Origin of the sequence: Nonomuraea sp. NPDC049714, assembly GCF_044465295.1 — a bacterium.
Taxonomy (GTDB): domain Bacteria; phylum Actinomycetota; class Actinomycetes; order Streptosporangiales; family Streptosporangiaceae; genus Nonomuraea.
This window is the reverse complement of record NZ_JBITLM010000021.1, coordinates 65552-89316: the sequence shown is the minus strand read 5'-3', so window position 1 is coordinate 89316 and position 23765 is coordinate 65552. Positions and strand designations below refer to the sequence as shown.

At 69.9% G+C, this 23765-nt stretch carries 22 protein-coding genes; 13 read left to right on the top strand and 9 right to left on the bottom strand.

Annotation, left to right across the window (positions count from 1 at the left end; all coding sequences use genetic code 11):
* Nucleotides 1-8: 8 nt before the first annotated feature.
* Nucleotides 9-2063, bottom strand: coding sequence for a PhoX family protein (locus ACIBQX_RS48070; protein WP_397017065.1), 2055 nt, complete (start codon nt 2061-2063; stop codon nt 9-11).
* An 82-nt stretch (nt 2064-2145) separates the two neighbouring features.
* Between ACIBQX_RS48070 and ACIBQX_RS48065 the strand changes: the two genes are divergently transcribed.
* A complete protein-coding gene (locus tag ACIBQX_RS48065; RefSeq protein WP_397017063.1) occupies nt 2146-2625 on the top strand; it encodes a sterol carrier family protein in 480 nt (159 codons plus the stop codon).
* An 8-nt stretch (nt 2626-2633) separates the two neighbouring features.
* On the opposite strand, the gene ACIBQX_RS48060 is transcribed toward ACIBQX_RS48065, so the two are convergent.
* Nucleotides 2634-2984 carry a hypothetical protein gene (locus ACIBQX_RS48060; RefSeq protein ID WP_397017061.1) on the bottom strand — a complete coding sequence of 117 codons (351 nt, stop codon included), beginning with the start codon at nt 2982-2984 and terminating at the stop codon, nt 2634-2636.
* Nucleotides 2985-3008: 24 nt separating this feature from the next.
* Nucleotides 3009-4172 carry a hypothetical protein gene (locus ACIBQX_RS48055; RefSeq protein ID WP_397017059.1) on the bottom strand — a complete coding sequence of 388 codons (1164 nt, stop codon included), beginning with the start codon at nt 4170-4172 and terminating at the stop codon, nt 3009-3011.
* A 979-nt stretch (nt 4173-5151) separates the two neighbouring features.
* On the opposite strand from ACIBQX_RS48055, the gene purF reads away from it, so the two are divergent.
* Together purF and purM are read left to right on the top strand one after the other, a co-directional pair.
* Entirely contained in the window at nt 5152-6588 is a 1437-nt protein-coding gene (purF, locus tag ACIBQX_RS48050; protein WP_397017057.1) for an amidophosphoribosyltransferase, read from the top strand.
* A complete protein-coding gene (purM, locus tag ACIBQX_RS48045; protein WP_397017055.1) occupies nt 6585-7610 on the top strand; it encodes a phosphoribosylformylglycinamidine cyclo-ligase in 1026 nt (341 codons plus the stop codon). Before purF ends, purM begins: the two co-directional genes overlap by 4 nt.
* Before the next feature lie 125 nt (nt 7611-7735).
* Here the strand turns inward: purM and ACIBQX_RS48040 are convergent, their stop codons facing one another.
* Together ACIBQX_RS48040 and ACIBQX_RS48035 are read right to left on the bottom strand one after the other, a co-directional pair.
* Entirely contained in the window at nt 7736-7966 is a 231-nt protein-coding gene (locus ACIBQX_RS48040; protein WP_397017053.1) for a DUF3073 domain-containing protein, read from the bottom strand.
* Between the two features lie 152 nt (nt 7967-8118).
* On the bottom strand, nt 8119-9198 hold the full coding sequence (locus ACIBQX_RS48035; protein WP_397017051.1) for a Glu/Leu/Phe/Val dehydrogenase: 1080 nt from the start codon (nt 9196-9198) through the stop codon (nt 8119-8121).
* Between the two features lie 104 nt (nt 9199-9302).
* On the opposite strand from ACIBQX_RS48035, the gene ACIBQX_RS48030 reads away from it, so the two are divergent.
* The 8 genes from ACIBQX_RS48030 to ACIBQX_RS47995 all read left to right on the top strand — a co-directional run bounded on the left by ACIBQX_RS48030 (nt 9303) and on the right by ACIBQX_RS47995 (nt 17454).
* Nucleotides 9303-10166 carry a hypothetical protein gene (locus ACIBQX_RS48030; RefSeq protein ID WP_397017049.1) on the top strand — a complete coding sequence of 288 codons (864 nt, stop codon included), beginning with the start codon at nt 9303-9305 and terminating at the stop codon, nt 10164-10166.
* A gap of 323 nt (nt 10167-10489) precedes the next feature.
* Nucleotides 10490-10693 (top strand): developmental transcriptional regulator BldC, encoded by a 204-nt coding sequence (bldC, locus tag ACIBQX_RS48025; RefSeq protein WP_013133571.1) that lies wholly within the window; start codon nt 10490-10492, stop codon nt 10691-10693.
* Between the two features lie 456 nt (nt 10694-11149).
* Entirely contained in the window at nt 11150-12199 is a 1050-nt protein-coding gene (locus ACIBQX_RS48020; protein WP_397017047.1) for a LacI family DNA-binding transcriptional regulator, read from the top strand.
* Between the two features lie 120 nt (nt 12200-12319).
* Nucleotides 12320-12568: a hypothetical protein gene (locus ACIBQX_RS48015; RefSeq protein ID WP_049572779.1), complete on the top strand. Its 249-nt coding sequence runs from the start codon at nt 12320-12322 to the stop codon at nt 12566-12568.
* A gap of 107 nt (nt 12569-12675) precedes the next feature.
* Complete coding sequence (locus ACIBQX_RS48010) at nt 12676-13551, top strand: N-acetylmuramoyl-L-alanine amidase (RefSeq protein ID WP_397017045.1); 876 nt, start codon at nt 12676-12678, stop codon at nt 13549-13551.
* Nucleotides 13548-15140, top strand: a complete 1593-nt coding sequence (locus ACIBQX_RS48005) for a beta-N-acetylhexosaminidase (protein ID WP_397017043.1) — start codon at nt 13548-13550, stop codon at nt 15138-15140. Before ACIBQX_RS48010 ends, ACIBQX_RS48005 begins: the two co-directional genes overlap by 4 nt.
* A 90-nt stretch (nt 15141-15230) precedes the next feature.
* On the top strand, nt 15231-15809 hold the full coding sequence (locus tag ACIBQX_RS48000) for an IS607 family transposase (RefSeq protein ID WP_397017041.1): 579 nt from the start codon (nt 15231-15233) through the stop codon (nt 15807-15809).
* Nucleotides 15802-17454, top strand: a complete 1653-nt coding sequence (locus ACIBQX_RS47995) for an IS200/IS605 family accessory protein TnpB-related protein (RefSeq protein WP_397017040.1) — start codon at nt 15802-15804, stop codon at nt 17452-17454. The genes ACIBQX_RS48000 and ACIBQX_RS47995 overlap by 8 nt, the downstream gene beginning before the upstream one ends.
* On the opposite strand, the gene ACIBQX_RS47990 is transcribed toward ACIBQX_RS47995, so the two are convergent.
* The 3 genes from ACIBQX_RS47990 to ACIBQX_RS47980 all read right to left on the bottom strand — a co-directional run bounded on the left by ACIBQX_RS47990 (nt 17451) and on the right by ACIBQX_RS47980 (nt 21407).
* Entirely contained in the window at nt 17451-19619 is a 2169-nt protein-coding gene (locus ACIBQX_RS47990; protein WP_397017038.1) for an ATP-dependent RecD-like DNA helicase, read from the bottom strand. The two genes, ACIBQX_RS47995 and ACIBQX_RS47990, sit on opposite strands and share 4 nt — an antisense overlap.
* 78 nt (nt 19620-19697) lie before the next feature.
* A complete protein-coding gene (locus ACIBQX_RS47985; RefSeq protein ID WP_397017036.1) occupies nt 19698-20750 on the bottom strand; it encodes a quinone-dependent dihydroorotate dehydrogenase in 1053 nt (350 codons plus the stop codon).
* 6 nt (nt 20751-20756) lie between these two features.
* On the bottom strand, nt 20757-21407 hold the full coding sequence (locus ACIBQX_RS47980) for a response regulator (RefSeq protein ID WP_397017034.1): 651 nt from the start codon (nt 21405-21407) through the stop codon (nt 20757-20759).
* A gap of 18 nt (nt 21408-21425) precedes the next feature.
* Between ACIBQX_RS47980 and ACIBQX_RS47975 the strand changes: the two genes are divergently transcribed.
* The gene (locus ACIBQX_RS47975) at nt 21426-21800 is read left to right on the top strand and encodes a tautomerase family protein (protein ID WP_397017032.1); all 375 of its coding nucleotides are present in this window, start codon (nt 21426-21428) and stop codon (nt 21798-21800) included.
* 52 nt (nt 21801-21852) lie between these two features.
* Nucleotides 21853-23232 (top strand): dihydrolipoyl dehydrogenase, encoded by a 1380-nt coding sequence (gene lpdA / locus ACIBQX_RS47970; RefSeq protein ID WP_397017030.1) that lies wholly within the window; start codon nt 21853-21855, stop codon nt 23230-23232.
* A gap of 47 nt (nt 23233-23279) precedes the next feature.
* Here lpdA and ACIBQX_RS47965 read toward each other — a convergent pair whose 3' ends face one another.
* Entirely contained in the window at nt 23280-23747 is a 468-nt protein-coding gene (locus tag ACIBQX_RS47965; protein ID WP_397017028.1) for a DUF1772 domain-containing protein, read from the bottom strand.
* Between the last annotated feature and the right edge of the window lie 18 nt (nt 23748-23765).

Sequence of the window (23765 nt, the reverse complement as noted above, 5' to 3'; positions counted from 1 at the left end):
ACTAGAGGTCAACTGCCGATCTTCTTGCCCTTGTCGTGCCACACCACCGCGACGGACGGCCGCGGCTGGTCACCGTCGGGCCAGCGGCTCGCCGGCTTGTCCGGGCTCGCCCCGTCGACCTCACCCGGGTGCTGCACCGCCACGAACACGCTGCGCTGGTCATCGGTGATCATCGGGCCACAGGTCTCCGCCCCGATCGGAACCGTGAGGAACTGCCGCACATGGCCGCGCTCCCGGCCGCGCACCGGCATCACGAACAGGCCGTCGTGCCCGCCGAGCTGGTTGCCGTCCGTGGAGATCCACAGGTTGCCGTCACGGTCGAAGGCCAGGTTGTCCGGGCAGGAGATCGGCGACACCTTGGACTTGTCGTAGCCCGCGAAGTACGTCGAGGCGTCGTCAGGGTTGCCGCAGACCAGCGGGATCGACCAGGCGAACGACTCGGCCGCCGCGTCGTTACGGCGCTCCACGATCTCCAGCACGTGACCGTGCTTGCTCTTGGTGATCGGGTTGGCCTCGTCCGTCTGCGCCGCGGTGCGGTTGCTGTTGTTGGTCAGCGCGACGTAGACGGCGCCCGTCACCGGGTTGCGCTCCACGTCCTCCGGGCGGTCCATCTTCGTGGCCGTCACCTTGTCGGCGGCGATACGCGTGTAGACCAGCACCTCGGCGGCCGTCATGCCCTCCACGTGCGACTTGTCGCCCGTGACCAGCGGGATCCACTCGCCGGCGCCGTCGAACTCGCCGTCCTTCGGCAGCTTGCCCGAGCCGTCGATCTCGTTCGCCGGGCTGTCGCCGGTGAACCTGGCCACGTACAGCGTGCCCTCGTCCAGCAGGGTGCGGTTGTGGCGATCGTTGCCGCGGCGGTAACGCTCCTTCGAGACGAACTTGTACACGTACTCGAAGCGGGAGTCGTCGCCCATGTAGACCACCAGGCGGCCGTCGCGGGCCAGCGACGTGGTCGCGGCCTCGTGCGCGAACCGGCCCAGCGCGGTCCGCTTGACCGGCGTCGAGTCCGGGTCGAACGGGTCGATCTCCACGATCCAGCCGAACCGGTTGACCTCGTGCGGGTGCTTGGCCAGGTCGAAGCGCTCCTCGATCCGGTCGAAGCGCCGGTTGTCGTCGGGGACGCCCTTCGTGATCGCGTACCGCTCGATGGAGGGCGCCTGCTCCGCGGGCACCTTGTCACCGTTGACGAAGTACTGGTTGAAGTTCTCCTCCGCGGTCAGCACCGTGTCCCACGGGGTGGTGCCGCCGGCGCAGTTGTTCAGCATGCCCAGCGGCTTGACGCCCTGCGGGTCGGCGGCCGTCTTGAGCAGGTCGCTGCCGGCGGCCGGGCCGGTGAACCGCATCGCCGTCTGGGCGGTGATACGCCGGTTGTAGCGGCGGCGGCCCTTGGTCACCAGCTTCCACTGGCCGTTGGCGTGCGCCCGCTCCACCTCGACGACCGAGCCGCCGTGCGCGGCCAGCGCGATCTTGATCTGCTCCTCCGTGGCGGCGTCCCCGGTCGTGTAACCGCGGAACATCAGCACCTCGTCGGTGTACTCGTGGTTCACCCAGAGCAGGCCACGGCTGCGGCCCATCGGGAAAAGGGTGACGAAGTCACAGTTGTAACCGAACTGCTTGGCCTGCGCCTCGGCGGTCTGCTTGTCGAAGTCGAACGCCGGCGCACCCGGCAGCACCGGGTCGCCCCAGCGCACCACCACGGACGAACGGTAGCCGCTGGGCACACGGAGCGCGTCGTCGGTGTTCGGCGGGACGGGCGTGAAGTCGATGCCGCCACCGGGGCCGCCATGCTTCGCCGCGGGCTTGGCCGGATCGGCGAACGCCGGCGCGGCACCGGTGACGCCGACACCCGCGACCAGCGCGCCGAGCGCGCCCGCGCGCAGCGCGCCCCGCCGCGACAGCGCCTGCTCGGCCACCTCACCGAAGTACGGATTGGCGCTGGTGTTGGCCACATCGTGCGCACACGCGTTGCCGCACCGGAACTGACAGGTCATCGCGGAACGGCCACCCTTGTGCGGGGTGGAAAGCAGCGGCAGCAGCCGGCGCGGCGACAGATTCGCCACAGGTCCTCCAAGGTAGTGCGGTCTTCGGCCGGGACACTACGGTTACAGCGAAAACCGCAGATGAACGACGCCCTCCGGCACGATGAACGCTTCCAGGGAGCACAATGGGCCGGTGGCACCACGCAAACCGGACCCGGACAAGCTCAGAGCCGCCCTCGACGCGCAGTTGGTCGCGCTCGACGAGCCGCCGTACGACGGCCCCGCCGCCTCACTGGCCGACGCGCTCGTACAGGCCGTGCTCGCCGCCTACGACCGCGGTCTGCGGCCCGAACGCGACGCCGCCCGCCAGGCCGTGCGGCACCTGCTCGACCGGCTCACCGCCGCCGCGCCCGGCCGCACCGTCGAGGTACGCGTGCCGCCGTACGCCGCCGTACAGGCCATCGCCGGACCCCGGCACACCCGCGGCACCCCGCCCAACGTGGTGGAGACCGACGCCCGCACCTGGATCGAGCTGGCCGTCGGGCGGATCACCTGGGCCGAGGCGATGGCCAAGGGCGCCGTCTCGGCCAGCGGCGCCCGCGCCGACCTCTCCGACCACCTGCCCCTCCGGGCCGATGCCTGATCGGCCGGTCACCCCCCTGGCAGATGGACGTCCTGTGCCTGCGGATCCCAGATGGCCAGGCGAAACTCCGCCGCGAGCTCCTCGATCGCGCTGATCGCCGCGTCGCTCCTCGACGAGAAGCTCAGCTGCACGATCACGTGGTCGATGCCGACCGCCAACGGCGTCGACATCCATGGAGAGTCGGAGGCGTAGGGCGGCTGGTCCGGGAACCGCGAGCGCAGCCGCTCGTAGAACCCGGCCACCCGCTCATCCACCTCGCCCTCGACATGATCGCCGGAGACGCAGCGCTCGAACATCGCACGCGCCGCAGCGGCGTCAGCCGACCCGTCCATCGCGAGAACCGCAAGATCGAAGCTCACGAGCCCATCTTCTCCCCAGCCTGCTTACCTAGGGGCCAGCCAGGGGATGCGCGCCTCCAGGCAGCGGTCGGCGAGCCCGTTGGGGAGCTGGCCGCACTCCTGCACCACGCTCCAGAACCACAGGGCCAGGGCGGTGAAGATGATCAGAGCGAGCACGCTGAACGCGATCCCGGTGATCGCCCGGCCCTTGCCCGTCCGCCGGACGATCGCCACGATGCCGAACACGATCGACAGGATCGCGGTCAGCAGGCCGACGAAGCAGACGAAGACCAGGAACGGACTCGCCACCCCCAGCACCAGCGACGCCGTGGCCAGCCCGTTCCCCGGCTGACCGGGTGCCCGCCAGTCGGGCGGGTACTGCCCGCCAGGCGGGTACGGCACGGACGAGCCGGGCGGCGGCGTGTAGGCGGCCCCGCCCACGGGGGCACCGTAAACAGGCCCGGCTCCCGGCGGCCCGCCGTACGGACTGGAGGGCGACGTCCCGGGCACCGCGGGCTCCTGCTCCTGCCCGTACGCATCGGCAGGCAGGCGGCAAACCTCCTGCGCCTCCTTACCGTCCGAACCCGAAGGCCTGGCACCAGGCTGTTCCCCGTACGCACCCGAGGGCGTAGCACCCGGCTCCCCGTACGGACCTGAAGGCGTGGTGTCGCCGTGTGCCGGTTCTTGTTCTTGGGAGCCGTCTTCGTACGGCCTGGAGGGTGAAGGCGTGCCGCTGTCGGGGCGGTCCTGGCGCGGTGGGGTGGCTGCGGGCTCCTGGCCGCCCGGGGTGATCGCTCCTCCCTCCGTGAGTCGCTCCGGGGAGGGCTGTTCTCCGTACGGCGTCTCCCTGCTTCGGTCCTTGGGGGCGCCCTCGCCCGGGGTCGCGCCGCTGGAGGCCGACGGGCCTTCACCCGGTGGCTGGGTGGGCGGGTCGTAGCGGGACGGGGGCCGTACGGCTGCGGGGCCGGGCTCGTCGCCTGTGTCGGCCTCTTCCCAGCCGGGGTAGGTCGGGATGCTTCCAGGCTGGCGAGGCGGCGGTCCGCCTGGGCGGCTCCGGTCGCGGGTCTCGAAGACCGCCGTACGCTCGGCGTCCGTCTCGTCAGGAACCTGGATCGGCTCGGGGACCTCAGGCGAGGTGGGCAGATCGGGATGCCGAGGCTCGCCGGGCCCACCACCAGGCGCCGGCCCAGGCCGCCCCGGCTCAGGCACAGGACCAGGTCCTGGTCCTGGTCCTGGTCCAGGTCTGGGTCCAGGCTCAGGACCGGGACCGGGCGCAGGACCAGGCACAGGCACAGGACCGGGACCGGGGCCCGGCACAGGACCCGGACCCGGCACAGGGCCTGGTTCGGGCGCAGGTCCCGGGTCGGGGCCGGGTACAGGGCTTGGGCCTGGGTCAGGCACAGGGCCCGGACCTGGGCGGGGTACCGGGCTCGGGCCAGGGGCGGGTGGCTCGTCGGTGAGCGGCACGACGGGAGGTGCGGGTGTGACGGGCTCCTCGCCCGGCTCCTCCTCAGGCACCCGCTCCCAGGAGCGCCGCTCCTCGGATTCGCGGTGGGACTCACCCGGCGAGAGGGGCTCGGATTCGCGGTGGGACTCACCCGGCGGGAGGGGGCCGGATTCGCGGTCGGGCTTCCCCGGCGGGAAGGGCTCGGATTCGCGGTGGGACTCACCCGGCGGGAGGGGGTCGTCGTCGGCGTAGCGACGTGCCGCCGTGCCGGGTTCGGGGGCGGGTGGCTGGTCCTCCGGGACGCCCTCGGCCCACCAGGGGACCTCCTCGGGCGGCTGGGAGGCCGGGTCACGGCCGGGTTCGTCCGGGTTTGGACGGTCCTCGCGCGCGCGAGGCTGGTTCGGGTCCCCAGGTGTGGTCACGTCTGCGTCTCCCGATGGGTCTGCATGCCGGATACTTCACCTTTTCGCGGAAGCCGCCATTGAAACCCTCTGACACGGTAAGACCCCGGTCATTCTTGGGCCACTATGTGCCAAATCCCCAGGCGGTAGGCAAGACGAGGGCATCCTGGACGCGTTCCGACGCCCCGGATCGGCCGTGGCGCCGGGCCTGCCGCACCCGCCGGGGAGCGCCCTCGGCGGCGGATCCGTACACAACTCCCAAGCCGGCGGAGCCGCCCGATCCGTCCTGATCTCGGCCCTGGTGTGCGAGCACGAGAGACGCCGACCTAGACTGAAGTACGTGCTGAAGGGCGACGGCCGACTCGGTCATGACCTGGACCCCGAAGACCGCGCACCGAAGGACGCATGTGGCGTCTTCGGCGTTTGGGCGCCAGGCGAGGAAGTTTCCAAACTCACCTACTACGGGCTGTACGCGTTGCAACACCGCGGCCAGGAGTCCGCGGGCATCGCAGTCAGCGAGGGCAGCCGTATCCTCGTCTACAAGGACATGGGCCTGGTGGCCCAGGTCTTCGACGAGTCGGTGCTCGGCACCCTGCGCGGCCACCTGGCCGTCGGGCACTGCCGCTACTCCACGACCGGCTCCAGCGTGTGGGAGAACGCTCAGCCGACGCTGAGCTCCACCGACGTCGGCGGGCTCGCGCTCGCCCACAACGGCAACCTGATCAACACTCCGGAGCTGGCCCAGCGCCTCGCTCCGGGCGCCACCAGGGCGACCACCGACACCGAGGTGCTCACCGCGCTGCTGGCCCAGGATCGCACCCGTTCCATCGAGGACTCCGCGGCTGAGCTGCTGCCGCAGGTCAAGGGCGCCTACACCCTGGTGTTCATGGACGAGAAGACGCTCTACGCGGCGCGTGACCCGCAGGGCATCCGCCCGCTGGTCCTGGGCCGGCTGGAGCGGGGCTGGGTCGTCGCCTCCGAGACGGCGGCGCTCGACATCGTGGGCGCCACCTTCATCCGCGAGGTCGAGCCCGGCGAGATGCTCACCATCGACGAGCGCGGCGTGCGCTCGCGCAGGTTCGCGCTCGCCGAGCCCAAGGGCTGTCTGTTCGAGTACGTCTATCTGGCGCGTCCCGACACCACCATCGCCGGGCGCGGCGTCCAGGTCACCCGGGTCGAGGTGGGCAAGGTCCTGGCCCGCGAGCACCCCGTCGAGGCCGACCTGGTCATCCCGACACCGGAGTCCGGCACCCCCGCCGCCGTGGGCTACGCCCAGGAGAGCGGGATCCCGTACGGCCAGGGCCTGGTGAAGAACTCCTACGTGGGCCGCACGTTCATCCAGCCCTCGCAGACCATCCGCCAGCTCGGCATCCGGCTCAAGCTCAACCCGCTGCGCGAGATCGTCGAGGGCAAGCGCCTGGTCGTGGTCGACGACTCGATCGTGCGCGGCAACACCCAGCGCGCCATCGTCAAGATGCTGCGCGAGGCGGGCGCACGCGAGGTTCACGTACGCATCTCCTCGCCGCCCGTGTCGTGGCCGTGTTTCTACGGCATCGACTTCGCCACCAGGGCCGAGCTCATCGCGGGCTCGCTCTCGGTCGAGGAGATCCGCGCCTCGCTGGGCGCCGACAGCCTCGGTTACATCTCACTCGAAGGGCTCACCGAGGCCACCACCATCCCGGCGGATCGGCTGTGCCGGGCGTGCTTCGACGGCTCCTACCCCATTCCGATCGACCAGGACAACGTCGGCAAGTTCGTGTTGGAGAGCAAGGCGTGAGTACGTACGAGGCCGCTGGTGTGGACATCGAGGCGGGTGAGCGTGCCGTCGCGTTGATGAAGGACAAGGTGGCCCGCTCGCGCCGGCCCGAGGTGGTCGACGACGACAGCGGCTTCGCCGGGCTGTTCGACGCCTCGGCGCTGCTGCGGTACAAGCGGCCGTTGCTGGCCACCTCCACCGACGGCGTCGGCACGAAGGTGATGCTGGCGCAGCGGTGGGGCAAGCACGACACGATCGGGATCGACCTGGCCGGGATGGTCCTGGACGACCTGGTGGTGTGCGGGGCCGAGCCGCTGTTCATGACCGACTACATCGCCTGCGGCAAGGTCGTGCCCGAGCGGATCGCCGAGATCGTCGGCGGGGTGGCCGAGGGCTGCCGTCTGGCGGGCGCGGCGCTGGTGGGCGGCGAGACGGCCGAGCACCCGGGCGCGATGGGCGCCGACGAGTACGACCTCGCCGGAGCGGGCACCGGGGTCGTGGAGGCCGATCGGATGCTGGGCCCCTCCCGGGTGCGGGAGGGTGACGTGGTGCTGGGCCTGGCCTCGTCCGGCGTCCACTCCAACGGCTACTCCCTGGTGCGCCATGTGATCAAGACCGCCTCGCTCGATCTTGACACGGTGCTGCCGGAGCTGGGGCGGCCGCTGGCCGAGGAGCTGCTGGAGCCGACCCGCATCTACTCACTCGACTGCCTGGAGCTGGCCCGCTCGGTCGACGTGCACGCCTTCGCGCACATCACCGGCGGCGGCGTGGAGAGCAACCTGTCCCGTTCGCTGCCGGGTCACCTCGGCGCCGTGCTGGACCGGTCGTCGTGGACTCCGCCCGCCGTCTTCGAGGTGCTGGCCGGTCACGGCCGCATCGCGCAGAAGGACCTGGACCGCACCTTCAACCTGGGCGTCGGCATGGCCGCGATCGTCGCGGCCGAGGTCGCCGACGAGTCGATCCGGCTGCTGAAGAGCCGGGGCCTGCCCGCGTGGGTCCTGGGCGAGATCGTGCCGGGCGCCGGCGAGGCGGCGTACGGCTAGTACGGCTAGTACGGCTAGTACGGCTAGGACACGACGAAAGCCCCACGGTCACCCGTGGGGCTCTGACGCACTTGAACGGATGGACCCGCGCCGGAGCGCGTGTCCATCCTCACTCTGAAGAACGGCTAGCGGCGTCCGGACGTACGATCATCGTCGTCGTCTCCGGGGCCGTAACCCTCGGCGTAATCGGCATAGCGATCCGCCAGCTCGTCGTTGATGTCGTCGGCGTCGTCGTTATGGTCGGGCTCGCCGACCCCGAGTTCGTCGCGAAGTCGGTCAAGATCCGTGCCACCGCTGTTGTACTTCAGCTGGCGAGCAACCTTGACCTGCTTGGCCTTTGCTCGGCCGCGCCCCATTGGCTCGACCCCCTCGTGTGGGGTCGTCCCCGACCCCTCGTCGCTAACGCACCACACACTGACGTCGCCCTGACTATGGACGTCAGCCTATCGTTCGCCTATTACCGTACCTGTTTTGTGCCCAGCTCGGTACGTCGTATGGGCGCGGGGCGTCAGCCGCCCAGCCAAATGCCCCTTAGACGCCCTACTTCCGACATTCTGCGCTCGGCCAGCCTATCTGCTGCGACCGCCGGAGGAACTCCCTCCTCAGCGGCGATCCCGAAGATCTTCAGAGTCGTGTCGTAGATCTGGGCCGCCTTGGCGCGCGCCCGTTCCATCACGAATCCGCCGATCTCATCGGCAACCTGGATCACGCCGCCCGAGTTGACGACGTAGTCAGGCGCGTAGAGGATGCCACGCTCGTCGAGCTGCTTCTCGACGCCGGAATGGGCGAGCTGGTTGTTGGCCGCGCCACAGACGATCCTGGCCCGCAACCTGGCCACGGTGGCCTCGTCGAGCGCGCCGCCCAGGGCGCAGGGGGCGAAGACGTCGATGTCGCCCCCTGTCATGGCCTGCGCGTCCGCCACCACGTCGACCTCCGGGTGGCGCCGGCGTACGCGCTCGATGGCCTGCTCGCTGACGTCGCAGATCACCACCTCGGCGCCGTCCTCGCGCAGCAGGTCCACCAGGCGGTGGCCCACCTTGCCCACGCCCTCGACGCCCACCCGCCTGCCGCGCAGCGACGGCGTGCCGTAGACCCGCTCGGAGGAGGCGCGCATGCCCTGGAAGACGCCGAACGCGGTGAGGATGGAGGAGTCGCCGGCGCCGCCGTGGGAAAGGGTGCGGCCGGTCACGAAGCGTGACTCGCGGGCGACGAGGTCCATGTCCTCGCTGTAGGTGCCGACGTCGCAGGCGGTGACGTAGCGCCCGCCGAGCGACTGGACGAACCGGCCGTAGGCGCGCAGCAGCGCCTCGCTCTTGTCGCGGCCCGGGTCGCCGATGATGACGGCCTTGCCGCCGCCGTGGTCGAGCCCGGCCAACGCGTTCTTGTACGACATGCCCTTGGCGAGGCTGAGCACGTCGGCCAGCGCGGCGTGCTCGTCGGAGTACGGATAGAACCTGGTGCCGCCGAGCGCCGGTCCCAGTGCGGTGCTGTGGACGGCGATGATGGCACGCAGGCCGCTCTGCTCGTCGGCGCAGAACACGACCTGCTCGTGAACGTCCTTGTGGGACGAACTGAAGACGTCGGTCACGGTAGTGACTCCCTGTCCGGTCCGCCGCACCTTCGCGGCGGAGATCGCCTTCCAGCGTAGTAGGCGCGATGCGCGGCAGGTTGGCTTCGTGACACGATGCCTCCGTGCTGCCCTATGCCGCCTACCTCCGCGTCTATGAGCCGCTGACCGCGTTCGCCGAGTCTGAGCGCAAGGTCTGGGCCGACTACGCCGATTCGCGCGACCGTCCACGCCGCGCCAACGCCCTGCACGCCGAGCACGCGGAGTCGCTCAGGCGACTGCTCGGCATGCCCCCAGAGCCCGTTCCGTCACAGGAGAGCCCCAACGCCTACCTGCGGCGCGTTGAGGACAGACTGTACGTCTGCCCATGGCAGACGCGGTTGCGCTCGTGGCTGGCGTTCTCACGGCTACGCGGCAGCACTCCCGCGAAGCTGATGGACCATCTCGTCCCTCATGCCATCGCCGAGCAGACGGCCGACGACTTCGACCGTTTCAAGCGCAGGGGTGACTCCTCGATGCTGCGCACCCACATCCGCACCACGGCCTGGCACGTGCCACCGTCGTGGTTCGTGCCGTTCGACGGGAACGAGCGCTGGCTGGTGCTCGGCGCCGCCGCGCCCGGACAGGACGTGACCACCGCCACGGGGCGCAACCTCATCTACGTCACCTCCATGGCGCAGGCCCGGCGGCGGGCGGCACGGGCGCTGCAGGTGATGCGCCGGCATCTGGGCGAGACCACGCCCAACTTCGACGTCGAGGACATCGCGCGCTGGCTGGAGGAGTTTCATCCGCACTCGCTGGTCGAGCTCGACTACGGCGGCCTGGTGCATCTCATGGACGACGACGCTTTGCAGGCGGACCAGTCCGTCGCGGAGCTTTCGGCGGCTTTGACAGGGCTGGACACGGGTCAAGAAGAACTTGCCTACGCCATGTATCAGAGGGTCATCCTTCGCTGGAAGTCAATGCAACTTCTGGAATCTGCCAACTGAACCCCAATACGACCGTCTGACCTGCATGAGTAGGTCACGACTCGCGGCTGCACTCTTCTGCGAACTGAGTAGTTTGCCGTTTTCACTGCGATACCACGAAACGTGTCGCTAGAATCACCGAGCGTGACATCGCCATGGGGGCGGGCAGTTGAGTCGAAAGAAGGGCTCGCCAATCGCTCTGCGTGGCTGTATGGTCACATCGGGTGATACCGCATATGGCCCAGAAAAGCCGCACGCTCTGGACCATAGAGGGACATCCGTGACAGGCGCACAGGCAGTCACAGGATCGCGAAGCCGGTCCACACGGAGGAGAGGCCGCACAAATGTCAGCTCGTACACCCGAGGCCGAGCCACTGCTCACGCCCGCCGAGGTCGCGACCATGTTCAGGGTCGACCCCAAGACCGTTACCCGGTGGGCCAAGGCGGGCAAGTTGACGTCGATTCGTACCCTCGGCGGTCACCGGCGTTACCGGGAGACCGAGGTCCGCGCTCTGCTCGCGGGGATTCCGCAGCAGCGCTCGGAGTAGTGCCAGGGTCGTCACGAACCTCAGGGGGGTTGAACGGTGGGCCAGGTCGGCGCGACCCGGTCCACCCCTGTGACGACACAACGTCGCAAGGGGAGTTGGCGCCGCCCGCCCGGCGCCATTCTTCTTCTTGACAGCACCGACCGTGACACAGCCGGCTCAGCGCCTCCAGCCGGTCGACCTCGGTGTCGTAGCCGGCCGCCACGCCGAACGACGCGATCAGCGTCCGCTCGCCCCCGCCGCCTCCTCGGGAGCGATCCACGACCTCGGTGTCGTGCGCCACTCAGCTGCACTCCAGCATGAGCCCGAAGCTCACCGTGCCGACCTACCGGTGATCGCACATGCAAGTCGTCGCGGCGATCGACCGATTACCGGCCTCCCTCATTTCAGGCCGTACCCTGCGGCGAACTCGATCGTTTGGTGAGACAGGTGCCCAACTTCGCATCGCGGGGGAGACACATGTCAGGTCCGCCAGTCAAGACTTCAACCATCACCAAGCTGAGAGAGGTAGACACGCTGCCTCGGCCACGACCCACCATCCGCAACGTCGCCGAACGAGCCGGCGTCTCCAAATCGCTGGTCTCACTCGTGCTGCGCGGATCCCCGCACGTGAGTGAGCACAGACGCCAGGCCGTGCTGCAAGCCGCCCGCGAGCTCGGCTACCGGCCGAACGCGGTGGCGCGCAGCCTCGTCGAAGGGCGCACCCACCTCATCGGAGCGCTCGTCGCCGACCTGCACAATCCCTTCTACGCGGAGTTCCTCGACGGGCTGCAGGAGAGCCTGCACGGCGACGGCCTGCGCATGCTGATCGGGAACAGCCAGTGGGACCCCGCCTTCGAGGACGAGGCCGTGGAGGCCTTCCTCGAGCTCAGGGTCGACGGACTGGTCCTGTTAGGCATCGCGCCGACCAACGAGACGCTCATCGAGGCCACCGCCTACACCCCGACGGTCGTCGTAGGGGAACGTGACATCGAGCTGGAGAGCGTCGACATCGTCGTCGACGACGACCAGCTCGGCGCCCGGCTGGCCATCGACCACCTGGTCGAGTCCGGTCACAAGCGCATCGCACACATCGAGGGCGCCCGGCCCTCCCGCTGCGAGGGCTACCTCGTGGCCATGCGCAGGCACGCGCTCGCGCCGTACATCATGGTCGAGGCCGCGGACTCGACCGAGAGCGGCGGCAGGGACGCGGCGCTCGCCCTGCTGACCCGCGAGCCCAGGCCCACGGCGATCTTCGCCGCCAACGACGTGGTGGCGCTCGGCGTGCTGTCGGCCGCCGACCAGCTGGGCCTGCGCGTGCCGGAGGACCTGTCGGTGGTCGGCTACGACAACACCCATCTGTCGGCGTCCGGCCGGATCTCGCTGACCTCCGTCGACCAGCCGCGCCGCACCATGGGCAGGACGGCCGCCGCACTGCTGAGCGACCGGATCACCAACCCCACCACACCCGCCCGCCTGCGTGAGGTGACTCCGGAACTGATCGTGCGCCGCAGCACGGGACGGGCCTAAGAGCAGGCCAAGGCTGGGTCAACATGCTTCGCGACACCGCCGCACGGCGGTTTACTCACCAGGGTCATGCTAGTTGTGGCCGGATTCGATCCGGCCACGATCTGATCCGGGGGGACAGCCATGCGTGATCCAGAACTGGTGTCGTGTGCCCAGCGCGCCGCGGCCGAGCTCGAACGCGCCTGGGCGCAGTGGCGGGCTGGACGAGGGAGGGGAACCGACGTCGGCGCCGAGTCCGTCGCCAGCTACGTCGCCCACTCCCTCGACCACCCGTGGGGCCGCCCCCGCGTCGTGCTCGGCCTCGACGCCGAGGACGCGCGGGAACTGGCCGCGCTGCTCCAGCGCCAGGAAGTCGGCGAGCACGTCTGGTAGGGCCGCCGCGTTCGCCCGCCTGTGGGGGCGTTCGCCCGCCGGAGCGCGGTGTGCCCGTTCGGCGCGTTCGCCGGAGTCCGGAGGCGGCTTGACGTAAGTTGGAGCCCATGCGTGCTCTACCAGCCTCCGTCCTCGCCGCCTGCGGCCTGATCGTCTGCGCGTGCGGCGGCGCCGCCTCCAGCGGGTCCACGGCAGGCCAGGCCGTCGAGCAGGCCCCGGCGCGAGCCGGCGGCGCATCGACAGAACACACCGCCAAACCGCAGGCCGACGGCACCGGCGCGGCCTCCAGGCCCGCGCCGGCCGTCGACGAGCCCGCGGCCGTGCCGCTCGACGGCAAGGTCGTGGTCATCGACCCCGGCCACAACGGAGGCAACTTCCGCGATCCGAAGGCCATCAACCGTCAGGTCAACGTGCTGACGAAGTGGAAGGCCTGCGACACCACCGGCACCGCCACCGCCAACGGCTACTCCGAGGCGGCATTCACCTGGGACGTCTCCACCCGGCTCGCCAAGATCCTCAAGAGCCGGGGAGCCACGGTCAAGCTGACCAGGTCCAACAACACCGGCGTGGGACCGTGCATCACCAAGCGGGCCGCCATCGGCAACCGCAACAAGGCCGACGCCGCGATCTCGGTCCACGCCGACGGCTCGGCGACCCACAACCGCGGCTTCCACATCATCATGCCGAAGAAGATCAACGGCCCGGTGGACCCGGTGGTGAACGCCTCCAGCAGCCTCGGCAAGGCCGTACGCGACGCCTTCCGCAAGGGCACCGGCCTGCCCTACTCCACCTACATCGGCAACAAGGCCCTCGACTACCGCGACGACCTGGGCGGGCTCAACCTCTCGACCGTGCCGAAGATCTTCCTTGAGGCGGGCAACATGAAGAACCCGACCGAGGCGGCCAAGTTCCAGGACCCGCGCTTCCGGCAGAAGATCGCACTGGCTTTGGCCAACGGTTTGCAGCAGTATCTCCAATCATGATTCCTCGCCCGAAGGTGCTCAATCCGCTGTCCGGCTCCTACGACCTGGCCGCAGGCTCCACCATCTCCGGGCCCGACACTCTGGTCGAGCCGATCCGGACCGCGCTGCCCATGCTCGACCTGCGGCCGGGCGACGACGGCGCGATCGCCACCAGGCACGATCCGGCGCTCGGCGCCGAGGCCTACCGGCTGATCGCAGGCTCGCGCGGGATCGAGATCACCGCGGGCGGCCCGGCGGGCGCCTTCTACGCCGCCCAGTCGCTGCACCAGCTCCTGCCCGACGCCTCCTACCGCGTCACCGCGCGGGGATCGTGGACCGTGCCCGGCGTCCGGATCGAGGACTCGCCCCGCTTCCCGTGGCGCGGCCTGCACCTCGACGTGGCCAGGCACTTCTTCCCCAGGCGGGAGGTCATGCGGCTGATCGACCTGATGGCCGTGCACAAGCTCAACCACCTGCACCTGCACCTGGCCGACGACCAAGGGTGGCGGGTGGAGAGCAGGGCCTATCCCCTGCTGCACGAGGTCGCCTCGCACCGGCCGCGCACCGCAGTCCACTTCTACCGCGAGGACGAGGCCTACGACGGCGTCCCGCACGGCGGCTACTACACCCTCGCCGACCTGGCCGAGCTCGCCGACTACGCCCGCGCCCGCGCCGTCACGATCGTCCCCGAGATCGACGTGCCCGGCCACGCGTCGGCGATCCTGGCCGCCTACCCGTCGCTCGGCGTCACGGACGAGCCCCATCAGGTGATGGAGCGCTGGGGCATCTCCCCCGCCATCCTGTCGCCGTTCCCGTCCACCATCGAGTTCCTCACCACGATCTTCGACGAGCTCCTCGAAGCCCTCGGCGACACCCCGTACGTGCACATCGGCGGCGACGAGGTCGTGCTGGACCGGTGGACGTCCTCCCCCGAGATCGTCGCCTACCGCGACTCCCTCGGCCTGGCCACGTCCAACGACCTGCAGGCGTGGTTCCTGCGGCAGCTCGCCGACGCGCTGGCCGAGCGGGGCTCCCGCGCCGTGGTCTGGGACGAGGCGTTCGTCAGCGGCGGTCTCAGGCAGGACACCGTCGTGATGCCCTGGCGCGGCATGAACGTCGGCCGCCGCGCCGCCACCGCGGGCCACGACGTGGTCGCCACCGCCGTCTTCCCGCTCTACTTCGACTACGCCGAGGCGGCCTCCGCCGACGAGCCGATGGCGATCGGCGAGACCATCACCGTCGCCGACGTGGCCGCCTTCGACCCCGCACCCGGCGACTGGTCCCCCGACGAGCGATCCCACGTCCTGGGCGCGCAGGCCCAGCTCTGGACCGAACGCGTGCCGGACGCCCGCACCATGGACTACCGGCTGTGGCCGCGCGCCTGCGCGGTCGCCGAGATCGCCTGGGGGCCGCGTGACGACTTCGACGGGCGGCTCGACGCCCACCTGGGCAGGCTGGACGCGCTCGGCGTGGAGTACCGGCCCCCGGCGGGCCCCCGGCCCTGGCAGCGCCGCCGCCCCCACCGGCCGGGGCTGAACGACGTGTCGGCGGTGATGTCCCGCATCGACGAGATGACCCACGACGCGGAGTCGACCCGCCCAAGCGTCTGAACCTGTGCCGGTCAGGGATTTGGTAACTGTTGCTTATTTAGTGTTCATGAGTGACCATCACTGATCAAGATTTGTATAGCATCTTGTCTTGTGAACCTGACGGAATGGGCGCGAGCGCAGGGAGTTGCTCCCCGCACCGCGTACCGCTGGTTCCGTGAGGGCACGTTGCCGGTACCTGCGGAGCGAGTGGGGCCACGCACGATCCTGGTCAACATCGACGCGAACACCTCACCGCCGGTGACCGGAGGCGTGGGTCTGTATGCCCGCGTCTCCTCCCACGATCAGAAGGCGGATCTGGACCGCCAGGTCGCCCGGCTGTCGCAGTGGGCGGCGACGGCGGGGCACACGGTCGTTCGTGTGGAGTCCGAGGTCGCGTCCGGTATGAACGGCGGCCGGGCGAAGGCCCGTCGTCTGCTGGCCGATGCGAAGGTGACAACGGTGGTGGTCGAGCATCGTGACCGGCTGGGCCGGATGAACACCGAACTCGTCGAAGCCGCCCTCGAAGCCGCTGGTCGTCGTCTTGTCGTCCTGGATGACGGTGAAGTCGAAGACGATCTCGTGCGGGACATGGTTGAGGTGCTGACCTCGTTCTGCGCCCGCCTGTACGGTCGCCGCTCGGCGAAGAGCCGGGCGACCAAGGCCCTGGAAGCAGCGGCTGCCGATGAGTGAGAGGCCGAAGAAGAAGCGGCTGCGCGCCATCGATGCGCCGTTCGTCGCCCTCGGCCCGTCCGGTGTGGCGATACGCGACCGTCTCAAGAACCTCACGATCGCCGACGATCGGGTGTTGCGGCTGATCGGTGATCACCTGGGCGCGCTGGCGTCGCTGGACCTCAAGGCACGCTGCGCAGACGGAAGCGATCACGACTCGGAGAAATGGGCGGCCCGTAAGCAGCGGCTGACTTCCGAGTCTTCGTCCCGGTGGGCCGGGTCGATCACGAAGGCCACGCACGATCAGTGGGCTCTGTCACGCCGTTGCCAGCTCGCCCACATGGAAAACCTCGAAGCCGGTGTGCGCATGCTGATGCACCGGCTGTCGCAGCCACTCGGGGACAAGGGCACCAAACGGGCTGCGGGCGGCTACCGCTCGAAGGGCGAGTGGTTCTACAAGTCCCGTCGCCTGCACATCCTTCAGCACCGCCTCGAAAGGGCCCGCACCGATCGCGAAGATGGGCGCGTGCATGTGGTGCGCGGCGGCAAGCGCCTGCTGGGCACCCGCCACAACCTCGACAAGGCCCAGCTCACCGAGCATGAGTGGCGGCAGCGGTGGGAAGCTGAGCGCTGGTTCCTCGCCGCCGATGGAGAGTCGGGCAAACGCTTCGGCAACGAGACGATCCGCCTCACCCCGGACGGCGAAGTCTCCATCAAGCTCCCGGCCCCGTTGGCGCACCTGGCCAACAGCGAGCACGGCCGGTACATCCTCGCCTCCAAGGTCACCTTCGCGCATCGAGGACACGAGTGGCGCGACAGGATCGACAGCAACCGGGCCGTGGCCTACCGCATCCACCTCGACGTGGCACGCGGACGCTGGTACCTGACCGCATCCTGGCAACGCCCGGTCGTCAAAACCATCCCGCTGGAGACCGCCCGCGCGAACGGCATGATCGGTGTCGACACCAACGCCGATCACTTCGCTGCCTACCGGCTCGACCGGCACGGCAACCCGGTCGGTGAGCCGCACCGGTTCTCCTACGACCTGTCCGGGTCGGCCGATCACCGTGACGCGCAGATCCGGCACGCCATCACCCAAGTCCTGCACTGGGCCAATAGCTGCGGCGTGGCTGCCATCGCGATTGAAGACCTCGACTTCACCGCCGAGAAGACCCGTGAGAAGCACGGCCGTAAGAAGCGGTTCCGTCAGTTGATCTCCGGCATGCCCACCGGCAAGCTCAAGGCTCGGTTGATCTCGATGGCCGCCGAGGCAGATCTGTCAATCGTTGCGGTCGATCCCGCCTATACCTCTCAGTGGGGAGGCCAGCACTGGCAAAAGCCGCTGGTCTCCCCGCGCCGCACAATGTCCCGTCACGATGCCGCCGGTATCGCGATCGGGCGACGCGCCCTCGGGCACCCGATCCGGCGACGGACGGCACCGCCCCCACACGACCAGAGCGATCGTGTGGGGCATCGGACAGTCCAGGCCGAGCCGGGTATCCGAGGACGTGAGGAAACCCGCCCACCCGCCACGGAGCGTGCACACGATGCACGTACCCGAACGGGGACCACACGAGGAACGCGGGCAACCAGTGCATCCAAAACCGCTCGGGATGCGCGCAATGCCGGGACGTGGGTCCAAGACCCACTTCTGATCATTGATTAGGAACGGTCCGTCAACAGGGTCAGGCGCTGCGGGAGGGCGGTGTTCCGCCGGTCGCCCAGGCGGCGTACGGCGAGCTCCAGGGCGTCGCGTTGCCCGACCAGGACGACCCAGGTCCTGGCCCGGGTGATGAGGGTGTAGAGGAGGCGGCGGCGGAGCATGATGCCGCCCGATTCGGCGACGATGGGGGCGACGACGAAGGGGTATTCGCTGCCCTGGGAGCGGTGGACGCTGATGGCGTAGGCGTGGGTGAGCTCGTCCAGCTCGTCGAAGGCGTACTGGACCTTGTGGGCGTCGTCCGTCAGGAGATCCACCAGCCGGTCTCTCGGGTCGATCCCGGTGACGGTGGCTATCTCGCCGTTGAAGATGCCCTTGTCATAGTTGTTGCGGATGGACATCACCCGGTCGCCGACCCGGAAGACCGTGGAGCCGTACCAATGCTCGTCGACGTCGTCCCTGCGCGGGTTGAGGCGGTCCTGGAGTCTGCGGCCGAGCTCGATGGTGCCGGTCTCGCCCTTGCGCATCGGGCACAGGACCTGGACCTGCTCGGGGCCGATGCCCTGCTTTCTGGGGATCGCCTCCGTCGCCAGGTGGATCACCCGCTCGGCCACCGCGGCCGGATCGTCCAGCTCCTCGAACCAGAAGCCGCCCCCGCCCGGCAGGTACGGCAGCTCGCCGCCGCGGATGCGGTGGGCGGCCTGCACGATGCCACTGTCCTGCGCCTGCCGGAAGATGTGCGTCAGCCGGATGCGCGGGATCTCCGCCACGCTGAGCACGTCGGCCAGCACCCTGCCGGGCCCGATGCTGGGCAGCTGGTCGCTGTCGCCGACGAGCAGCAGGTGGCTGCCGGACGGGACGGCGGCCGTCAGCCGGGTGGCCAGCTGCAGGTCCAGCATGGACGCCTCGTCCACCACGATGAGATCGGCCTCGGCGGGGACCTCCTGGAACAGCATGCCGTCCTCCAGGTCGGGCTGCCGGGCGAGCATCCGGTGGACGGTCATCGCGGGCAGGCCGGTGAGCTCCGACAGGCGCTTGGCGGCCTTGCCCGTCGGCGCGGTCAGCGTCACCCTGCCGCCCATCGCCCGCACCGTGGCGGCGATGGCGGCGACGGTGTGGCTCTTGCCGCAGCCGGGGCCGCCTGTCAGCACGGACACGGTGCTGGTCAGCACCAGGTTGACGGCGGTGCGCTGGTCCTCGTGCAGCCGCTGGTCCTCCGCGAAGGGCCGTAGCCGCAGCGTCGAGCGGGCCTGGAGGAGCCGGGCCAGCTGCGTGGCCAGCGCGACCTCGCGGCTGTGCTCCTGCTTGCCGTAGACGACCGCCTGGCTCGCGTCGGTCATGGACGCCTCCACGACCACCCGGCGCTCGGCGTGGAGCGCGTCGATGGCCCGCCGGATCGGCTCCTCGTCCTGCTCGACCAGGGCCGACACCTGGGCGACGAGGGCCCGCAGCGCGACGAAGCAGTGGCCGCCGCCGGCCGCCGCCGCCTCCAGCCGGTCCACCACCGCCGCCATGATCCGCTGTCTGCTGCTCGCCGGCACCCCGGAACGCAGCGCGATGCGGTCGGCGGTGTGGAAGGCGATCCCCCGCACCCGGCCCACCAGCTGGTAGGGGTCGGTGGTCAGGACACGCAGCGCGTCGTGACCGTACGACTGGTAGATCTTGGTGGCGAGCAGGGGGCTGACGCCGTATCCCTGCAGGGCGACCATCAGCTCGGCGACGGCCTTCTGCTCGGCCCACGCCTCGACGATCTGCGCCTGCCGGATGGCGCCGATGTTGACGACCTCACGCAGGCGCTCCGGCTCGGCGTCGATGACCTTGAGCGTCCGCTCGCCGAAGTGGCTGACGATGGCGTGCGCCAGCCGGGGCCCCACGCCTCGGATCAGCCCGGACCCCAGGTAGAGGGTGATGGCGCGGACTGAGGACGGCGCCACCCGCTCGCACCTTCTGACCAGCAGCCGGCCGCCGTAGCGGGGGTGCTCGCCCCATTCGCCGGACAGCAGGAGCCGCTCCCCCGGCTGCGCTCCCCCGAGCGCCCGCCCGGAGGCGACGAACGCCCCCGCGTCGTCGGAGCTCATCCGGGCCACGGTGTAGTCGTCCTCGCCGACGTGCACGAGCTGCTCGACGGAGGCCTCCACCTCCGCCTGCTCCGGTCTCGCGAGCGCCGTCACGCTGAACTCCCCGCCATCGCCGGCATCCGACGCACGGACACTAACTCCCCGCTACGACAGTCCCGCGCCGCACCCCGCCTATGCCGTGCGGCCGATGATGTCGGTGATGGAGGACAGGCGGTGCCGGCGGGCGCGGCGGGCCAGCTGCCGGTGGATGCGCGCGGCCCACAGCGGCCCGCCGTAGATCCAGCCGGTGTAGCCCTGCACGAGGGTGGCTCCGGCCAGCAGGCGCTCCCAGACGTCGTCCACGTCCTCCACGCCGCCGACCGACACCAGCACGATGCGGTCGCCCACCTTGGCGCGCAGGCGGCGCAGCACGTCGAGGGAGCGGGCCTTGAGCGGGCGGCCGGACAGGCCACCGGTCTCGCCGGCGTGCTTGATCGTGGTGTTGGTGGCGATGATCCCGTCGAGCCCGAGCTCCAGGGCCAGCGCGGCGACGGCGTCGACGTCCTCGTCCGCCAGGTCCGGGGCGATCTTGACGAGCAGCGGGGTGCGGCGGGGGGTGCCGTCGGCGACCTCCTTGACCGCCGTCAGCAGCGGCCGCAGCAGCGAGACGGCCTGCAGGTCGCGCAGGCCGGGCGTGTTGGGTGAGCTGACGTTGACGACGAGGTAGTCGGCCAGCGGCGCGAGCTTCCTGGCGCTCGCCACGTAGTCGGCGACGGCCTCGGACTCGGGCACCACCTTGGTCTTGCCGATGTTGACGCCCACCACGACCGGCACCCCGCGGGTCCGGCGCAGCCTGCGTGCGGCGGCGGCGGCCCCGGCGTTGTTGAACCCCATCCGGTTGACGACCGCCCGCTCCGGCACCAGCCGGAACAGCCGGGGGCGGGGGTTGCCCGGCTGGGCGTGCGCGGTGATGGTGCCGACCTCGACGTGCGCGAAGCCCAGCGCGGCGATCCCTTCCGCGCAGGCGGCGTCCTTGTCGAACCCGGCGGCCAGCCCGAGCGGGCCGGGGAAGTGCACGCCGAAGGCGCTCACCCGCAGGACGGGGTCGTGCGGGGCGAACGTCCGGTGCAGGAGTCGCTTGAGCAGGGGCAGCCTGGCGAGCAGCGCGAAGGCCCTGACGGTCCGGTGGTGCACGGTCTCGGCGTCGAACCGCCGCAGGACCCACATGAACAGGAGGCGATACATCACAGGTCAGGCTACCAATCCGGCTTCGTGGGCGACGATGGCGGCCTGGACGCGGTTGCGCACGTCGAGCCGGGTGAGGATGGTGCTGACGTACGCCTTCACGGTGCCTTCCACGATGTGCAGCCGCCGGGCGATCTCCGCGTTGGACAGTCCGGCGCCGACGAGGGCGAGCACCTCGCGCTCGCGCTCGGTGAGGCCCTCGATGCGGTCGCGGGCGGCGGCGCCGCGTGCCATGCGCCCGCCGGCGAGCTGGCTGATGACGCGCTGGGCGACCTTGGGCGACAGGTAGGCGGCGCCGTCCGCGACGGCGTGCACGCCGGCGATGAGCTCGCGCGGATCGCCCGACTTGAGCAGGAATCCGCTCGCCCCCACGTCGAGCGCCTTGGCGATGTAGTCGTCCTCGCCGAATGTGGTCAGCATCACCACGGCCACCCCCGGCGCGGCCCGGCGGATCTCGGCCGCCGCCGCGAGCCCGTCGAGCCGGGGCATCCGGATGTCCAGGAGCGCCACGTCGGGATGATGGCTGATGGCCAGGTCGACCGCCTCCCGCCCGTCGGCGGCCTCGGCGGCCACGTCGAGCTCCGGATCCGAGGCCAGAATGGCCCGGATCCCGGCGCGGATCATGGCTTCGTCGTCGGCGAGCAGTATGCGAATCACCTGTCTATAGTGGCCGACATGGCTCAGGTGAAGGTTTACGGGCGGCGCGACGTGTGGGCGGGGCGGCAGCGAGAGGTGTCGGATCTGCTGCACTCCTGCCTCGTCAGCGCCTGGGAGTTGCCCGAGGACAAGAGGTTCCACCGGTTCCTGCTGCTGGACGCCGACGACCTCATCTGCCCGCAGCGCGGCGAGGGCTACCTGATCATCGAGGTGGTCTGTTTCACCGGCCGCAGCGATTACGCCAAGCGCGCACTGATCCGGACGATCTACGAGACCCTCCCCTACCCGGCTGACGACGTGGAGATCACGATCATCGAGATGCCGAAGACGAACTGGGGGATTCGCGGCGTTCCGGCCGAGGAGTTGAGCTTGCCGTACAACGTGGAGGTCTAGCCACAGGGGTGAGGGTCAGGGGCGCACCTGGACGAGCGGTATGGTCCGACTCATGAGCACTCACTATGACGTCGTCGTTCTCGGCGCGGGTCCGGGGGGATACACGGCAGCGGTCCGCGCCGCCCAGCTCGGCCTGCGCGCAGCGGTCATCGAGGAGAAATACTGGGGTGGCGTCTGCCTGAACGTGGGCTGCATCCCGTCCAAGGCTCTCCTGCGCAACGCCGAGCTCGCCCACATCTTCAACCATGAGGCCAAGACCTTCGGCATCAGCGGCGAGGTCACCTTCGACTACGGCGCGGCGTTCACGCGCAGCCGCAAGGTGGCGGACGGCCGGGTCAAGGGCATCCACTACCTGATGAAGAAGAACTCCATCAAGGAGTACGACGGCCGCGGCACCTTCCTTGACGCCAACACGCTGCAGGTGAACGACGAGACGATCACCTTCGACAACTGCATCATCGCCACCGGCGCCACCACCAGGCTGATCCCCGGCACGTCGCTGTCGGACCGCGTGGTGACGTACGAAGAGCAGATCCTCAGCGAGGAGCTGCCGGAGAGCATCATCATCGCGGGCGCGGGCGCGATCGGCGTGGAGTTCGCGTACGTGCTGCACAACTACGGCGTCAAGGTGACGATCGTGGAGTTCCTCGACCGGATCGTCCCCCTGGAGGACGCGGAGGTCTCCGCCGAGCTGGCCAAGCGCTACAAGCGGCTCGGCATCGAGGTGCTCACCTCCACCCGCGTCGAGAACATCGAGGACAACGGCTCCTCGGTCAAGGTGACCGTCTCCCGTGACGGGCAGCAGCAGGTGCTCGAGGCCGGCAAGGTGATGCAGGCGATCGGCTTCCAGCCGCGGGTCGACGGCTACGGCCTGGAGAAGACCGGCGTCGCCCTCACCGACCGGGGCGCCATCGCGGTCGACGGCCGGCTGCGCACCAACGTGCCGCACATCTTCGCGATCGGCGACGTCACCGCCAAGCTCATGCTGGCCCACGCCGCGGAGGCGATGGGCGTCATCGCCGCGGAGACCATCGCGGGGGCCGAGACCATGGAGCTCGACTACGTCATGATCCCGCGCGCCACCTACTGCCAGCCGCAGGTGGCCAGCTTCGGGCACACCGAGGCGCAGGCCCGCGACCTGGGCTATGACGTCAAGGTGATCAAGTTCCCGTTCACCGCCAACGGCAAGGCGCACGGCCTGGGCGACCCGAACGGCTTCGTCAAGATCCTCAGCGACGGCGAGCACGGCGAGCTGCTCGGCGCCCACCTGATCGGCCCCGAGGTCACCGAGCTGCTGCCCGAGCTGACGCTGGCCCAGCAGTGGGACCTCACGGTGCACGAGGTCGGCCGTAACGTGCACGCCCACCCGACCCTCGGCGAAGCGGTCAAGGAGGCGATCCACGGCCTGGCCGGCCACATGATCAACATGTGACAGGAGCCGCCGCGGAGATCAGTGATCGGTGCGGGATCCCGTGCCGATCATTGCCATGCCCACAACCCCACCCCGATGAGCAGCAGGGCGACGACGTTCGCGACGGCGCGGACCGTGTTCCAGCGGGTCCAGCGGGCCCCGTAGCCCTGCCAGTCGAGCTCGCCGGCGTCGAGCGCGTTGTTCATCGGCACGTTGAGCACCGCCGTCGGCAGGAACGAGCCCAGGGCGTAGACCACGCCGGCCGCGATGAGCCAGATCGCGGCCTCGGTCTCGCCGAGCAACAGCAGGAGCACGCCCGCGCCCGCCGAGGCGAACGGCGACAGCACGAACAGGGTGAGGAACCCCGGGTTCAGGATCTTGCGGTTGATGCTGCGCATGGCCGAGGCGGCGGGTGCCGGGTCGATCGCGTCGAGGCCCGGCGTGATCGAGTTGGAGAACGCGAAGAAGATGCCTGCCATGAGGCCGTTCATCAGCAGGGCGAGGGCGGCCACGATGGGGGCCAGGACGGACAGCATGCCCCTATGATCCCGCTT

Excerpts from the sequence above, each read along its gene's own strand:
- ACIBQX_RS48065 (WP_397017063.1), top strand. The coding sequence starts at position 2,146 with ATGAACGCTTCCAGGGAGCACAATGGGCCGGTGGCACCACGCAAACCG.
- ACIBQX_RS48040 (WP_397017053.1), bottom strand. The coding sequence starts at position 7,966 with ATGGGGCGCGGCCGAGCAAAGGCCAAGCAGGTCAAGGTTGCTCGCCAG.
- bldC (WP_013133571.1), top strand. The coding sequence starts at position 10,490 with ATGTCAGCTCGTACACCCGAGGCCGAGCCACTGCTCACGCCCGCCGAG.
- ACIBQX_RS48020 (WP_397017047.1), top strand. The coding sequence starts at position 11,150 with ATGTCAGGTCCGCCAGTCAAGACTTCAACCATCACCAAGCTGAGAGAG.
- ACIBQX_RS48015 (WP_049572779.1), top strand. The coding sequence starts at position 12,320 with ATGCGTGATCCAGAACTGGTGTCGTGTGCCCAGCGCGCCGCGGCCGAG.
- ACIBQX_RS48010 (WP_397017045.1), top strand. The coding sequence starts at position 12,676 with ATGCGTGCTCTACCAGCCTCCGTCCTCGCCGCCTGCGGCCTGATCGTC.
- ACIBQX_RS48005 (WP_397017043.1), top strand. The coding sequence starts at position 13,548 with ATGATTCCTCGCCCGAAGGTGCTCAATCCGCTGTCCGGCTCCTACGAC.
- ACIBQX_RS47995 (WP_397017040.1), top strand. The coding sequence starts at position 15,802 with ATGAGTGAGAGGCCGAAGAAGAAGCGGCTGCGCGCCATCGATGCGCCG.
- ACIBQX_RS47985 (WP_397017036.1), bottom strand. The coding sequence starts at position 20,750 with ATGTATCGCCTCCTGTTCATGTGGGTCCTGCGGCGGTTCGACGCCGAG.
- ACIBQX_RS47975 (WP_397017032.1), top strand. The coding sequence starts at position 21,426 with ATGGCTCAGGTGAAGGTTTACGGGCGGCGCGACGTGTGGGCGGGGCGG.
- lpdA (WP_397017030.1), top strand. The coding sequence starts at position 21,853 with ATGAGCACTCACTATGACGTCGTCGTTCTCGGCGCGGGTCCGGGGGGA.
- ACIBQX_RS47965 (WP_397017028.1), bottom strand. The coding sequence starts at position 23,747 with ATGCTGTCCGTCCTGGCCCCCATCGTGGCCGCCCTCGCCCTGCTGATG.